Below are 12,804 nucleotides of genomic sequence, written 5' to 3'. Positions count from 1 at the left end.
GAAAAGGTGTGTCCGCTTTTTTGCTTATGACTGAACCACACCTCATCCGACTCAATGGCCCCTGGGAGATGACCATAGACGCCCAGGGCGAACCTACCCGCGTCAAACTACCAGCCGCTTGGCCACAGATATTTCAGGCGGCAAGCGGTGGGGCAGTTGTCCTGAAGCGATGGTTTCATCGGCCCACAGGCATCGACGATGGCAGCCAAGTACAACTTCAGCTAGTCGATCTTCCTTTTCAAGGCTCGGCCTGGATCAATGGTGCCAGCCTCGGAGAGTTTCCTGCACTGCAGAAGCACATCGTCGATGTGAAAAGCCACTTAATCATGCGGTGCTGCCTGACGATCAGCATCAAGACATTAGCACCACTCGAAAAGACTATTCCGACGCCACAGATTTCGCTGGCGATTCTTCCGGCTCACCCGACTTAGAGTCTTCCGATTTCGCCGGCGGCTTGATCGGTTCGGGGCGGGCGTCAATCAGCGCGATGATTGTTTGCCCCGCTTTGGGCACGAAACTGTCGTCGGCAGTCACAATTCTCAGCCGATTGGTTTCTGGGATCACGAACAAGAGCGTTGCCGATTCGCCATGGGTTTGCTGAAAATCGTGGTAAGTGAATTCTTCGGTGATCGTTGTCTTCTTAAACTGGGCTCCGGCGGTCACCCGTCGTGCGATCGCATAGAAATCGAGTCCATGCCCGAAGGTCACGCGGCCACGAAGGTGGTCCGATACCGATTGCCGCTTGCCGGAACCAGAGTCCCACGGGCTCAGTTGATAAACTTCTTTCCTGCCGAATAAATGGGTGAACTCCATGCAGGCGAGCGAATTGACCTCGTCGTTTGGTGTGGCGGCCAGAAGACGCCCGATCCCCCCAAGATTGAGCTCTTCACTGACAAAGTCCGAGAGGATACTTGCGCACTGGGCTGGCAGGTTCTGCATTCGAGCGGCGGTGATATTCCGGAAATTGGTATCCACTAGCATCACTTGAAAGCCGGCACTCTTGATTACTACGGCGAGCTCTCGGATCCAGCGATCCGCCCCAGCAATCAGCACGCCCTGAGGCGCCGGGCTGGCCAATCCCAACCAACGAGCCACCGGAGCCGCGGTGAGACCGTAAAACATCACAGTACCCACGATGACCATAAACACGACCGGCACGACGAGCGTCCCCTCGGCGACACCTCCGACTTCCCCGAGGTCGAGATTCTCGGCGTGGTGCGCTAGTTCGAAGGAAAAAATAGAGCCGACCGCAGCAGCCACAATCCCGCGGGGGGCCATAAAACAGAGAAAAACCTTTTCTCGCCAATTCAGTCCGCTTCTTATCGTCGACAGAAATACCGAGGCTGGACGTACGATGACAATCAACACGGCCACAAACAGCAGCCCCATCCAGCCCACTTGCAAAAGCGTTCCTAGGGAAATACGTGCGGCCAGCACAATGAACAAACAAGAGATCAACAGAACCCGCAGGTTCTCTTTAAATTCGAAGATATGCCGTACAGGAATGTGCTTCTGATTGGCCATCAAAAGCCCAAGCACAGTTACGGTTAAAAGACCGGACTCTGACTGGATGTAATTCGAGATGGCGAAAACCGACAAGAGGACCGCCAGAATGAACGCGTTGTGTAGAAAATCAGGGATCCAGTAGCTCTTCAAAGCGAAGATCATCATGTAGGCGGTCAGGACGCCCAGAACCACACCAACGCCTATCGTCTTCGCGATCGACCACATCGGGGTGGCCCAGGTCGCCCCTTCTCCGGTCTGCATGATGAACTCAAACACGAGCACCGCGAGCACCGCACCGATTGGGTCAATGACAATCCCTTCCCATTTGGCTAAAGAGCCGATCTTTCGGGACGGTCTAATATGGCTTAATAGAGGTCCAACCACCGTAGGTCCGGTCACCACCACAATGGCCCCGACCACGGCAGAAATAGCAGGTGAAAAGCCGATTAAAAAGTACGCCGCGACTGAGGCTAATCCCCAAACGACCAGTGCCCCAATGGTGACCAGGCCCCCCAGTGCCGGCCCCACCTCGCGCAGCTCGGCAAAGCGCAGACTCATGCCCCCTTCAAACAGAATCACTGCTACTGAGAGGGAAACGATCGGGAAAAGGACTTCACGTCCGATGATTTCGTCGGGCCCTGCCGGCAGAAAACTGGCCAAAAAACCGAAGCCCAGAAGGAGCAAAATAGAAGGAAGCCGCAGACGCCATGCCAACCACTGGGCTGAAATCCCCAGGGCCAGAATGCCGGCAAAATAAAGTAGGTAAAGCTTCTCTTCCACAACGCATACTCCAGATCGCAAGCATTTCACTAGCCGCTCGCATAGCTACGGATCTTTAACGTACCTTACGCCATCGCCAGAGCAAACCCCGCGGATCTTCCCAAACCCTAATGATTTCCTTAGGTTAGAGTCTTCCACCTATTAGCCATTTAAGGTCCTTCTTTTCCCGCCCAGGATTTTCATGTGATGCGAATCAATAACCGCGAACGCTCTCAGCCCCCAACTATCTCGGTCCTTCTTCTGACGCTGGTCGTGGGATGGGCCATACCGGTTGCCAGCCTTTGTGCTCAAACACCAGGGCTCACTCCCGAAGAAATCGAAGACGGTTGGATCTCTCTTTTCGATGGAGAAACCCTATTCGGGTGGAATCCAATCACCAAGACCGATTGGAAAGTCGTCGACGGAACGATCCAAGCCACCAATGGTGAAATCGGCCTGCTCTGTACGACAACCCAGTTCGCGGACTACATCCTGCGGGTCGACTTTCTAGCCGAGGAGAATACTAACAGTGGTATCTTCCTGCGAACTCCCCCTAAGCCGAAAAGTGCTACGTATGACTGTTACGAGCTAAATATCGCCCCGCCTACCAATTCCTTTCCTACCGGAAGCTTTGTCGGTCGCGAGAAAGCCACACCCGATTGCCCGCCAGGAGAGTGGCATACGTTTGAAGTCCGCGTGCAGGGCCCTGTCCTGGAAGTGAAACTGGACGGCGAGGTCGTTTCGACACTGAATGAGGATGCCTATCTTGGCAAAGGTTTTATAGGGCTGCAGCAAAACGGAGGTAAAATTCAGTTTCGCAATATTAGCCTTAAACCACTGGGGCTGAAGTCGATCTTCAACGGCAAGGATCTGACTGGATGGAAACAGTACCCAGCGATGACCACAAAATTCAGCGTCACCGAGGAAGGTGCCATTCGCGCTCAGGATGGACCAGGCCAGCTTGAAACCGAAGGAGTTTACGCGAATTTCGTCTTGCAATTGGATGCCAAAACTAACGCTGAGAACCTGAACTCAGGCATCTTCTTCCGCAGTATCCCCGGCGACAAGATGATGGGCTACGAAAGCCAGATTCATAACGGCATTGAAGGGGATGACCCAACCAAGCCTCTTGATAGTGGCACGGGTGCCATCTTCCGACGCAGCGTCGCACGAAAAGTGGTCAGCAAAGACAACCAGTGGCTGACCAAGACCCTCATCGCTGAAGGTGCCCATATCTCGGTATGGGTCAACGGCTATCAAGTCACCGACTGGACCGACCAGCGTAAGCCGGACGAAAACCCCCGTCGCGGGCAACGCTTGACCGCCGGGTCGATCATTTTGCAAGGACACGATCCTACGACCGACGTCCTCTTTCGAAACTTCCAGATTCAAGAACTGCCAGAACGCTGGCCCGTAAAGCGAACCGAATAAGAGAACTGCCTGGCGAAATATGAGAAGATTAACCACGGATAAGCCTTCCGTGGTTAATCTTTTGTGCTTTCTAAGAACTTCTGTGGCTTAACCTACTCTTAGGAAAGCTGAACAAGTTTGCGAAGTTCTTTCGGCAGTGGGAAATGTACTTCTTCTTCCCGGATGCTACGGGTTTCGATCTTCGCGTCGAACTTCTCGACCAGATAATCGAGACACTCCTGGACAACATCCTCAGGCGCACTCGCCCCGGCAGTTACCAAGACCCCGTCAACGCCGTCAAACCACTCAGCCTGGATGTCGCTGGCACCGTCGACCAGATAGCCTGGGGTACCACTCTCTTGTGCGAGTTCCTTGAGACGCTGACTGTTGGAGCTGTTCTGGCTGCCGAGAACCAGCACCAATTGAGCTTCCGTCCCCAGGATTCGTACGGCTTCCTGGCGATTTTGGGTCGCGTAGCAGATGTCTGCCTTAGGAGGACCTTTGATGGCCGGGAAACGTTCTTTCAAACGGTTGATGATCCGCGTCGCATCGTCGACGGAAAGCGTCGTCTGGGTGAGGTACGCCAGCTTCTCAGGATCGGCGATCTCAAGCGTGTCGACGTCTTTTTCAGTCTCGACCAGGACGATCGCTTCGGGGGCTTCTCCCATCGTGCCGATCACTTCGTCGTGCCCTTCATGCCCGATTAGGCAGATCGTATAACCCAGCTTGGCAAACTTAATCGCTTCCAAGTGTACTTTGGTCACCAGTGGGCAGGTTGCATCGATCGCAGTTAACTCGCGCTGCTTGGCCTCTTGGCGAATTTCAGGCGAAACACCATGGGCACTGAACAATAGGATCGATTTGGGAGGGACTTCCTGCACGTCGTCAACGAAAATCGCGCCCTTCTTTTTGAAGGTCTCGACGACGTATTTATTGTGGACGATTTCGTGATAAACGTAGACGGGTGCACCAAACGTCTTAAGTGCCAAGTCAAGGCACTCAATCGCCATGTTCACCCCCGCACAAAACCCGCGTGGACTTGCTAGAATCACTTTCATTGGATTGGCAACCTCCTCCATACCATGCATCTTACCGCAACCCATGGGTAGGGCCTAGGGCAGCCGTCCTGGCCGGTGCCAGCACGAACGAGGGAAAAAACGGACTATCCTTCGACTCGAAATTCAGCAAAATTTGCAGTTTGCAATCCAGTTCGCAACTTGCGATTGACGTTTTGGCCGCAACTTAGTTCCAGCTTACCCGGATAACTCGTGACTCCTTTTCAGCACCAACTGGCAAATTACGGACCAGAAGCCAGTTGGCCAACCCCCAGCACGAGCGACGCCTACGCTTATTGCCAGGACCTGACGGCATCGTCTTACGAGAATTTTTCGGTCATTAGCTGGTTTCTGCCAACCGAGCTTCATCCTCACTTTGCGGCCATTTATGCCTATTGCCGCTGGGCAGACAATTTGGCGGACGAGACATCTACCGACGCCGAAGGGCTCAAGCTGTTGGCCTGGTGGGAAGAGCAACTCGAGTCGTGCTTCCAACAGGACGCCCATCATCCGGTATTCGTCGCGTTGAAGCGTACGGCTCGAGAATTTAAGATCCCCATTACCCCGCTCCGCAATCTGCTCATTGCTTTTCGCCAGGATCAGACCAAAAAACACTACAACACCTACCGCGAGCTTTTGGCGTACTGCCGCAACTCGGCCGACCCTGTCGGCCGCTTGGAAATGTACCTCGGTCACTGTTATTCCCCCGAGGCGGTCGTTTATTCCGACCGGGTCTGCACCGGGCTGCAACTTGCCAACTTCTGGCAGGATGTTCGCCGCGACTTCGACAAGGGGCGAATCTATATCCCGGCGGAGGACTTCCAACGGTTCGGCCTTTCGATCGACGATATGCCCGCGTGCGCGGAACATGAGGCATTTCGCGAACTAATAGAGTTCGAGGTCCGCCGCGCTGAACAACTATTGGCCTCTGGCGAACCGATCGTCGACTTCTTTCCGTCGAACTTGAAGGTCGACATCGCTTTATTCATCCGTGGCGGACAAACCATCTTACGGCATATACGCCAACAGCGTTTCGACACGTGGAACCATCGCCCAAAGGTCAGCAAAAGCACGAAAGTTAAACTCCTGGCTCAGGCTTGGTGGGAAATACGCGTCCGCAACAAACAGTTCCGAGCCGACACTTACGAGGTGCCGGCATGATGGATAACCTTTCCGCCAGCTATGCCCAGTGCCGTCACTTCTCCAAGCAATCTGGTTCCAACTTCCTGCTCTCTTTTTGGTTCCTTCCACGAGAGAAACGCCAGGCAATGTTCGCTTTGTATGCCTTTTTCCGCCGTACAGACGATCTGGCCGACGAGGAAGGATCCGATCAAGCTGCCGCCCTGCAAGCGTGGAGAGACCAATTCAATTCCGCCATGCAAGGAGACTTCACGGATCTGCGTCTGCCGGCATTGGCCGATACTATTCGCCGCTACGAAATCCCGGAAAAGTACTTCCTTGAGTCGATCGAGGGAATCGAAAGTGACCTGTCACGAACTCGCTTTGCTGACTTCGAGGAGCTTCACCAGTACTGTTATCAGGTCGCGTCCGCGATTGGGTTGAGTTGCTTGCCGGTATGGGGCGTTCGTGCGAACTTCAATCGACACGCTGCCATTGCCGCCGGAGTGGCGTTTCAGCTGACCAACATTCTGCGCGACATTCACGAAGACGCCCAACGTGGACGAATCTACCTCCCGCTGAGTGACCTCCATCGCTTTGAGGTCACGGAAGAATCTCTCCTGGCAGGACAGCTTTCCCCTGGTTTCGAGCCGCTGATGCGATTCGAGATCGAGCGCGCCGAGAAGCTGTTCACAGAAGCCAAAGCTCTTTGCGATGACCTCCACCCGGATGGCCGCCGGATTTTCGACGCCATGAGAGAAACGTATCACGATCTGCTCAAGCAGATCGCCCGGTCTCCGGTCGATGTGCTGCAGCGGAGGATCCAGGTCGGCTCATGGCGAAAGATGAAGCTATTTGCGCGGCTGGCCATCTCGCGAATGCCCTTGAGATCGAGAGGCCCTCTGAAAGCGGAGGCTCCTTAGTGGACGTCAGCGCCATGCGCGGCCAACGCGTCGCCATTGTCGGAGGAGGTCTAGCTGGCATTGCTGCCGCCGAAGCACTTTCTCGGTTTCCCTTTGAAATTCACTTGTTCGAAGCGAAACGATCCCTGGGAGGCCGTGCCGGGGCATATCGCGATCCAGAACATCCATCGCTGATCGATCGTTGTCAGCACGTGGCGATGGGGTGCTGCACGAACTTCCTGGGGCTTTGCCGCCGATTGGAATTGGAGGAGTGCTTTCGTCGCGATACGAAATTGCACTTCATCGACGGCGACGGTCAGACCCACCCATTTGAAGCCAGCAGTTGGCTACCGGCACCGATTCATTTGGCATCCGCGTTTGGTCGCCAGAGATACCTTACCAAACCAGATCAGAAGCGAATCGCAGCTGCCTTGTGGGAGATGGCTCCCCCTTCAGCCGTCGAAAAGTATGCCGGCCGGAAGATGCACGACTGGTTAGTCGAACAACTCCAATCAGAGGTTGCCATCCGATGCTTCTGGGAAATCGTATTAGTGAGTGCCCTGGGTGCGCCGCTATCCGAGGTTTCGTTTGTCGCGGCCCGTAAGGTCTTTGTCGATGGCTTTCTGCGGCATCGAAAAGCCTACCAAATCTACGTTCCGCGGATTCCCTTGCAAGATGTATTCGATGTACAGGCTGCTCTAAAGTTAGAGGAACGCGGCGTTCGCTTTCACCGACAGACGCCGGTTCGGCAAGTGGCCTACTTCAACTCGCGATTCAATGTTCGCTTCGGGAGCGGCAGCGAAGCAACTTTCGAAAACTTCATCGCCGCTGTCCCTTGGCATCAATCCCCCAAGCTCTTTTCGCCTATTCTCAAAAACTTGATGCCTAAGCTAGACAACGTGGAGGAAATTGAATCGTCTCCTATTTCGAGTGTCCACCTTTGGCTTGATCGCCCGCTAACCAACCTGCCGCATGCCGTGCTGTTGGACCGAACCAGCCAGTGGGTCTTCAACCATGGGGCTCGGCAGTTTAAAGAGTCGACTGGATATTATTACCAAGTGGTCATCAGTGCCTCGCAAGACTTAGCTGGCATGAAGCACGACGAGTTATCTCGGCTCGTGCTGGGCGAGTTGGTCTCGGCTTTTGCGGCGCAACCGGCCCCCTACCTTCTCGACTACCAGGTAGTGACTGAAAAGCAGGCCGTGTTTGCTGCGACCCCTTTCCTGGAAGGACTTCGGCCAACGCAAGAATCGATCTTGCCAGGCTTGGCTCTGGCCGGCGATTGGACGAAAACAGGCTGGCCATCCACGATGGAAGGTGCTGTACGCAGTGGATATCTGGCTGCCGAAGCCATTCTTCGAAAGTACGACTACGACGAGCCTGTCGGTGATTCCGACCTACCAGTGAGCCTGCTTTCGCGAATGCTGTGGGGACTCGGAAAAGACGAGCATCGCCGTTAACTAAGAATAATTTTTGCGGTCTACGATAGCTGGGGAAATAGCCTTCCAGGAACCGGGAAAGGACCGTTATGTTCGCTGCTCGCATTTTTTTGGCCATCGTTGGGGCCGCTTATCTTTTACTAGGTATCTGGTGCGCTGTTGCACCTGAACAAACCTCGAAATCGGTGGGATTTAATCTGGAGCCTGGTAGCGGTCAGTCGGAATTCTTCACTGTATACGGTGGGCTTGAGTTCGCCTGGGGGCTAATCTTTCTGATGCCGTTGTTGATGACGGACGCTACCCGTCCGATTCTAATTGCCTGCGTTTTAGTTCACGGCATGGCAGTCCTCTTCCGGGCAATCAGTTTCTTTCTTTTCACCGGCATGGGTTCGACAACGTACGTACTGGCGGGGACCGAGTGGGTTATTTTCTTGACCTCGGTAGTGTTCCTCGCATCGACCGTTGCGATTCCTAAAACCAATTAGTTTTCATTGTCGTCCCGCACCACCGAATCAAGTTGCGGGAGAACACCACCCAGGAATGACGCTAGTTTGTCACTTGCTTTATTCGCCATTGTGTTTAGGTTCCACATATCCTTGATACTGCCGGGGCGATTGAAAATAGTCGCCGCGGCAGCACCCAGCATGCCTGAGGTTGTTTTTTGGCTCATCAACTTCTCGAGATCTTTGGGCAATGGCTGGTCGACGGTATCGGAAATGATACGCACTGAGATCAGCTTGGTCTCTTTCTCCTGGCATGCCTGGGCGATCGCCAGGGTCTCCATATCGACCGCCACAGCGGTGTGCTTTTCACCCAGTTCTCGCTTCTCTTCGACGGTGCGGATGATTCGGTCGACTGTTAGCAGTTTGCCGCTGGCCAGGCCCTGGGTTGCTTCAACTTGCTCGGTCGTCAGGTTAAGCGGAATGCTGATATCATTCCCATCCAAATCCCCGACGCAGTTGGCCATGACGACATGCCCCCGTTTCAAATCCGAGACGAGCCCGCCGGCAAACCCGGCCGAAACAATCCACTTCGGCCTGATGATATCGATCACATCCCGAGCGACTGCCCCTGCCGTTTTACGACCGACGCCTGTCTCTACGATTCCCACGACACGATCACCAAGCTTACCCACGGTAACAGTTCGCTTCTCCATCTTCACCGGAGTCGGAGAATCGAGTGACTCCTTGAAACCGGCCGACTCGACCCCCAAAGCAAACAGAACGACGACATCTGGTTGGGGAATATCTTCTGGGGCAACCTCCTCGGCATTGTGTTCGGCCAGTTGCTGCGAGACGAAGTCCCGAACCACCGTTTGGCCTTGTTGCTGGAGAAAGTTGGAAACGAGGTAGCGTAGGAGCATGGGATGGTTTTCAGTCAGAAGTGTTCCGTTTTCAGATGTGGTGCACCGCAATTGTCGGCTGTTCTGGCTTTCTCTGGGTGAAAACTGAACACTTCAATCTGAAAACTAGAGTTTCGCCCCTTCGCGATCGACCGCAGAGGCATCTACAATACAAGCTTCGCTCATAAAGCAGGTTGATTGCAAGGTGATTAGATGTCGGAGTGTCGTTATCAATATGACGTAATTGTCGTTGGAGCCGGGCACGCAGGTACCGAGGCAGCGATGGCCGCTGCGCGTTTAGGGGCGAAAACGGCACTTCTAACGACCAATCTCGATACAGTAGCCCAAATGAGCTGTAACCCGGCCATCGGCGGCATCGCCAAGGGGCAGATCGTACGAGAAATCGATGCCATGGGTGGCATCATGGGTCAGGCCATCGACGCTACCGGCATTCAGTTTCGACTGTTAAATCGCCGCAAAGGGCCCGCGATGCACAGTCCTCGGGCCCAAGCCGACAAGAAAGCGTACCAGTGGTGGGTCAAACTGGCCGTTGAAGACCAAGCAAACTTAGACCTAAGGCAAGAGATAGTCAGCGACCTGCTGACCGAGGAAGTAGACGGAAAACAACGCATCATCGGCGTGAGCGTACATGGTGGAGCGATCTACCGTGCGTCACGCGTCGTGCTGACCACCGGCACGTTTCTTTCAGCAATCATGCACACCGGCGAAACCAAAACGCCTGGTGGTCGCGGGGGCGAGGGAACCTCCAGCGGTATTAGCAGCGCCCTGAATCGACTCGGCTTCCGACTCGATCGTTTCAAGACCGGGACGCCAGCTCGTATAAATTTCAATTCCATCGACTTTGAACAAACCGAACTTCAACCTGGTGACGACGAACCCCAGGCATTCTCTTACTTAACGGAAAAGCTCAACCTTGAGCAGATGCCGTGTCATATCACCTATACCAACGACAAGGTGCACGACCTCATCCGGGCCAACCTGAACCGTGCGCCCATGTACAGCGGGCAAATCGATTCGCGTGGACCACGTTATTGCCCCAGCATCGAGGACAAAGTCGTTCGCTTTGCGGATAAAGACCGGCATCAGTTATTCCTGGAACCGGAAGGGTTCAACACCCGAGAAGTCTACGTCAACGGGATCTCGACCAGCTTACCGCGAGACGTCCAAGACGAGATGTTCAAGCTGATCCCAGGTCTCGAAAACGCTCAGATCATGCGGTATGGATACGCAGTCGAATACGATTTCTGTCCTCCTGACCAATTGTGGCCTTCTCTACAAACCAAGGAGATCACCGGGCTCTATTTCGCCGGTCAAATCAACGGAACAACCGGCTACGAGGAAGCCGCCGCCCAAGGGTTGATGGCCGGCATCAACGCGGCACTAGAGGGTCGCGGCGAAGATCCATTGGTGCTGGGCCGCGAACAAGCCTATATCGGTGTGCTGATCGACGATCTGGTGACCACCGGTGTTGACGAACCATATCGAATGTTTACCAGCCGGGCCGAGCACCGCTTGATGCTTCGTCAAGACAACGCCGACCGCCGCCTGACCCCGCTGGCTTATGATCGCGGCCTGATCCCACCGCATCGCCGGGAAGTTCTTACTCAAAAGATGCAACAGATCGATACGGCGATGGAAATTCTTGGAAGCACTCGCCACCAAGGAAATCTTCTGGCGAACATCCTGAAGCGGAATGATTCGTCGTGGGAACAAGTCTGCGAATTAGCGCCTTCCCTGCAAGAGATCACGGCGGAAGCGGCTTTGCAGGTGACTTACGACATCCGCTACGAGGGCTATATCGCACGTCAGCAGGTCGAGGTCGAGCGGCAAAAACGGCTTTCTCATAAACGAATTCCGGAAACGTTTGACTTTACGCGACTTACTCAAATGCGGAACGAGGCCCGCGAAAAGCTCTGCCAGATTCGCCCAACCTCGGTTGCCCAGGCCGAACGTATCAGTGGAATCACCCCCTCTGATATCGCTTTGCTTCTGGTTTATCTCGACGGACGGATGGGGTCGAAATCCTCCTAACTTGGGGATACTGATAGAGTTGCTATCACTAGCATGTCTTCACAAAGTGCCCAAATTCCGGATCGCTTCCCCTTGAAAGCTTCTGGATTGTGATTAGGCAAAATATTGACCGCGTTTCACTTTGTGTCACAACGTGTTGTCGTATCTAAACTTACGCCATCGACATCAATCTTGACGTGGCAATCTAGGACAGTATAATTCCGGCATCTGGCAAATTCGGTAAACAGGGTACATCCGGATGAAGAGCGGAAATACTCATTTATCGTGGGGTGCAACGATTACACACCTTCCAGAGAATTAGAGTTTTAAACGGGATGTACTCGTTTGACACGGATGCGCGGAGCGCGAGGATGCTCAAATGATCGTGGCGGCCTCCAAACTCACTTATCGCATTGGTAGCCGAACACGCTAGGGATAGGATGACAGGCACATGAAAACAGTCTTTACCACCGGTGAAGCAGCGAAGATCTGCAAGGTCAGTCAACAGACCATCATTCGTTGTTTCGACTCGGGACAGTTGAAAGGATTTCGCGTTCCAGGCAGCCGATTTCGACGCATCCCGCGTGATCAGCTTTACAACTTTATGCGCGAGAACGGCATCCCTACCGATGCCCTGGAAAGTGGCAAGCGTAAAGCTCTGATCGTGGACGACGATGTCGACCTGGTCGAACTGCTGGTCGATGCGTTTGAACGCGACGGCCGCTTCGAGCTGCGAACTGCCAACAACGGTTTCGATGCCGGCATGCTGGTCAAAGAATTCCACCCCGACATCGTCGTGCTGGACATCATGCTTCCGGACATCAACGGCAAAGAAGTCTGCCAGCGCGTTCGCATGGACAAGACGATGGAAGACGTCAAAATCCTGTGCATCTCTGGCATGATCGAACAAGACAAGGTCGCCGACCTGATGGCCTGTGGCGCTAACGAATTCATGCAGAAGCCGTTCTCGGTCGAAGCATTGGTCGACAAAGCGTGCAACATGCTGGACATGGAATCGGTGAATTCCTAGTCTCGTTAACTTGCTTGGCAAACAAATTTGGGGCACACTGTTCTTTCAGTTGCCCCTCTATCGGTGGCAACTCTCCTCTCGACCCACGGCTAACGCATACTAAGTCGTTGGCAGGCCTATGATTTCCGCTAGGAAGTTCACGTTCCAGCCTGCCATACGCCGCCGCATCACGATGCTTTCCTTGCTTTTCTGCTGTTTGATCAAGCTGATC

General features: G+C 54.1%; 11 protein-coding genes. 8 read left to right on the top strand and 3 right to left on the bottom strand.

The window, feature by feature from the left end; translation table 11 throughout:
* The first annotated feature begins 26 nt into the window (after positions 1-26).
* On the top strand, positions 27-431 hold the full coding sequence (locus HOV93_RS17245; protein WP_207397777.1) for a hypothetical protein: 405 nt from the start codon (positions 27-29) through the stop codon (positions 429-431).
* On the opposite strand, the gene HOV93_RS17240 is transcribed toward HOV93_RS17245, so the two are convergent.
* Complete coding sequence (locus tag HOV93_RS17240) at positions 379-2,286, bottom strand: cation:proton antiporter (RefSeq protein WP_207397776.1); 1,908 nt, start codon at positions 2,284-2,286, stop codon at positions 379-381. The genes HOV93_RS17245 and HOV93_RS17240 overlap by 53 nt on opposite strands.
* A 186-nt stretch (positions 2,287-2,472) precedes the next feature.
* Here HOV93_RS17240 and HOV93_RS17235 point away from each other — a divergent pair, with 186 nt between their 5' ends.
* Positions 2,473-3,696, top strand: coding sequence for a 3-keto-disaccharide hydrolase (locus HOV93_RS17235; RefSeq protein ID WP_207397775.1), 1,224 nt, complete (start codon positions 2,473-2,475; stop codon positions 3,694-3,696).
* A gap of 98 nt (positions 3,697-3,794) precedes the next feature.
* Here HOV93_RS17235 and ispH read toward each other — a convergent pair whose 3' ends face one another.
* Positions 3,795-4,733 (bottom strand): 4-hydroxy-3-methylbut-2-enyl diphosphate reductase, encoded by a 939-nt coding sequence (ispH, locus tag HOV93_RS17230; protein WP_207397774.1) that lies wholly within the window; start codon positions 4,731-4,733, stop codon positions 3,795-3,797.
* 210 nt (positions 4,734-4,943) lie between these two features.
* Between ispH and hpnC the strand changes: the two genes are divergently transcribed.
* The 4 genes from hpnC (at position 4,944) to HOV93_RS17210 (ending at position 8,675) form a co-directional block, all read left to right on the top strand.
* Complete coding sequence (gene hpnC, locus HOV93_RS17225) at positions 4,944-5,891, top strand: squalene synthase HpnC (protein ID WP_207397773.1); 948 nt, start codon at positions 4,944-4,946, stop codon at positions 5,889-5,891.
* On the top strand, positions 5,888-6,772 hold the full coding sequence (locus HOV93_RS17220) for a phytoene/squalene synthase family protein (RefSeq protein ID WP_207397772.1): 885 nt from the start codon (positions 5,888-5,890) through the stop codon (positions 6,770-6,772). Before hpnC ends, HOV93_RS17220 begins: the two co-directional genes overlap by 4 nt.
* Positions 6,772-8,211 (top strand): hydroxysqualene dehydroxylase HpnE, encoded by a 1,440-nt coding sequence (gene hpnE, locus HOV93_RS17215; protein WP_207397771.1) that lies wholly within the window; start codon positions 6,772-6,774, stop codon positions 8,209-8,211. The genes HOV93_RS17220 and hpnE overlap by 1 nt, the downstream gene beginning before the upstream one ends.
* A gap of 68 nt (positions 8,212-8,279) precedes the next feature.
* On the top strand, positions 8,280-8,675 hold the full coding sequence (locus HOV93_RS17210) for a hypothetical protein (protein WP_207397770.1): 396 nt from the start codon (positions 8,280-8,282) through the stop codon (positions 8,673-8,675).
* On the opposite strand, the gene HOV93_RS17205 is transcribed toward HOV93_RS17210, so the two are convergent.
* The gene (locus HOV93_RS17205; protein ID WP_207397769.1) at positions 8,672-9,553 is read right to left on the bottom strand and encodes a phosphorylase family protein; all 882 of its coding nucleotides are present in this window, start codon (positions 9,551-9,553) and stop codon (positions 8,672-8,674) included. The two genes, HOV93_RS17210 and HOV93_RS17205, sit on opposite strands and share 4 nt — an antisense overlap.
* Positions 9,554-9,745: 192 nt before the next feature.
* Between HOV93_RS17205 and mnmG the strand changes: the two genes are divergently transcribed.
* Together mnmG and HOV93_RS17195 are read left to right on the top strand one after the other, a co-directional pair.
* The gene (gene mnmG / locus HOV93_RS17200; RefSeq protein ID WP_207397768.1) at positions 9,746-11,584 is read left to right on the top strand and encodes a tRNA uridine-5-carboxymethylaminomethyl(34) synthesis enzyme MnmG; all 1,839 of its coding nucleotides are present in this window, start codon (positions 9,746-9,748) and stop codon (positions 11,582-11,584) included.
* 430 nt (positions 11,585-12,014) lie between these two features.
* Positions 12,015-12,593, top strand: coding sequence for a response regulator (locus tag HOV93_RS17195; protein WP_105350268.1), 579 nt, complete (start codon positions 12,015-12,017; stop codon positions 12,591-12,593).
* Positions 12,594-12,804: the final 211 nt, after the last annotated feature.

It is taken from the genome of Bremerella alba, assembly GCF_013618625.1.
GTDB classification, from domain to species: domain Bacteria; phylum Planctomycetota; class Planctomycetia; order Pirellulales; family Pirellulaceae; genus Bremerella; species Bremerella alba.
This window is presented reverse-complemented; position numbering and strand designations above follow the sequence as displayed.

Excerpts from the sequence above, each read along its gene's own strand:
- HOV93_RS17245 (WP_207397777.1), top strand. The coding sequence starts at position 27 with ATGACTGAACCACACCTCATCCGACTCAATGGCCCCTGGGAGATGACC.
- HOV93_RS17235 (WP_207397775.1), top strand. The coding sequence starts at position 2,473 with ATGCGAATCAATAACCGCGAACGCTCTCAGCCCCCAACTATCTCGGTC.
- ispH (WP_207397774.1), bottom strand. The coding sequence starts at position 4,733 with ATGAAAGTGATTCTAGCAAGTCCACGCGGGTTTTGTGCGGGGGTGAAC.
- HOV93_RS17220 (WP_207397772.1), top strand. The coding sequence starts at position 5,888 with ATGATGGATAACCTTTCCGCCAGCTATGCCCAGTGCCGTCACTTCTCC.
- HOV93_RS17210 (WP_207397770.1), top strand. The coding sequence starts at position 8,280 with ATGTTCGCTGCTCGCATTTTTTTGGCCATCGTTGGGGCCGCTTATCTT.
- HOV93_RS17205 (WP_207397769.1), bottom strand. The coding sequence starts at position 9,553 with ATGCTCCTACGCTACCTCGTTTCCAACTTTCTCCAGCAACAAGGCCAA.
- mnmG (WP_207397768.1), top strand. The coding sequence starts at position 9,746 with ATGTCGGAGTGTCGTTATCAATATGACGTAATTGTCGTTGGAGCCGGG.
- HOV93_RS17195 (WP_105350268.1), top strand. The coding sequence starts at position 12,015 with ATGAAAACAGTCTTTACCACCGGTGAAGCAGCGAAGATCTGCAAGGTC.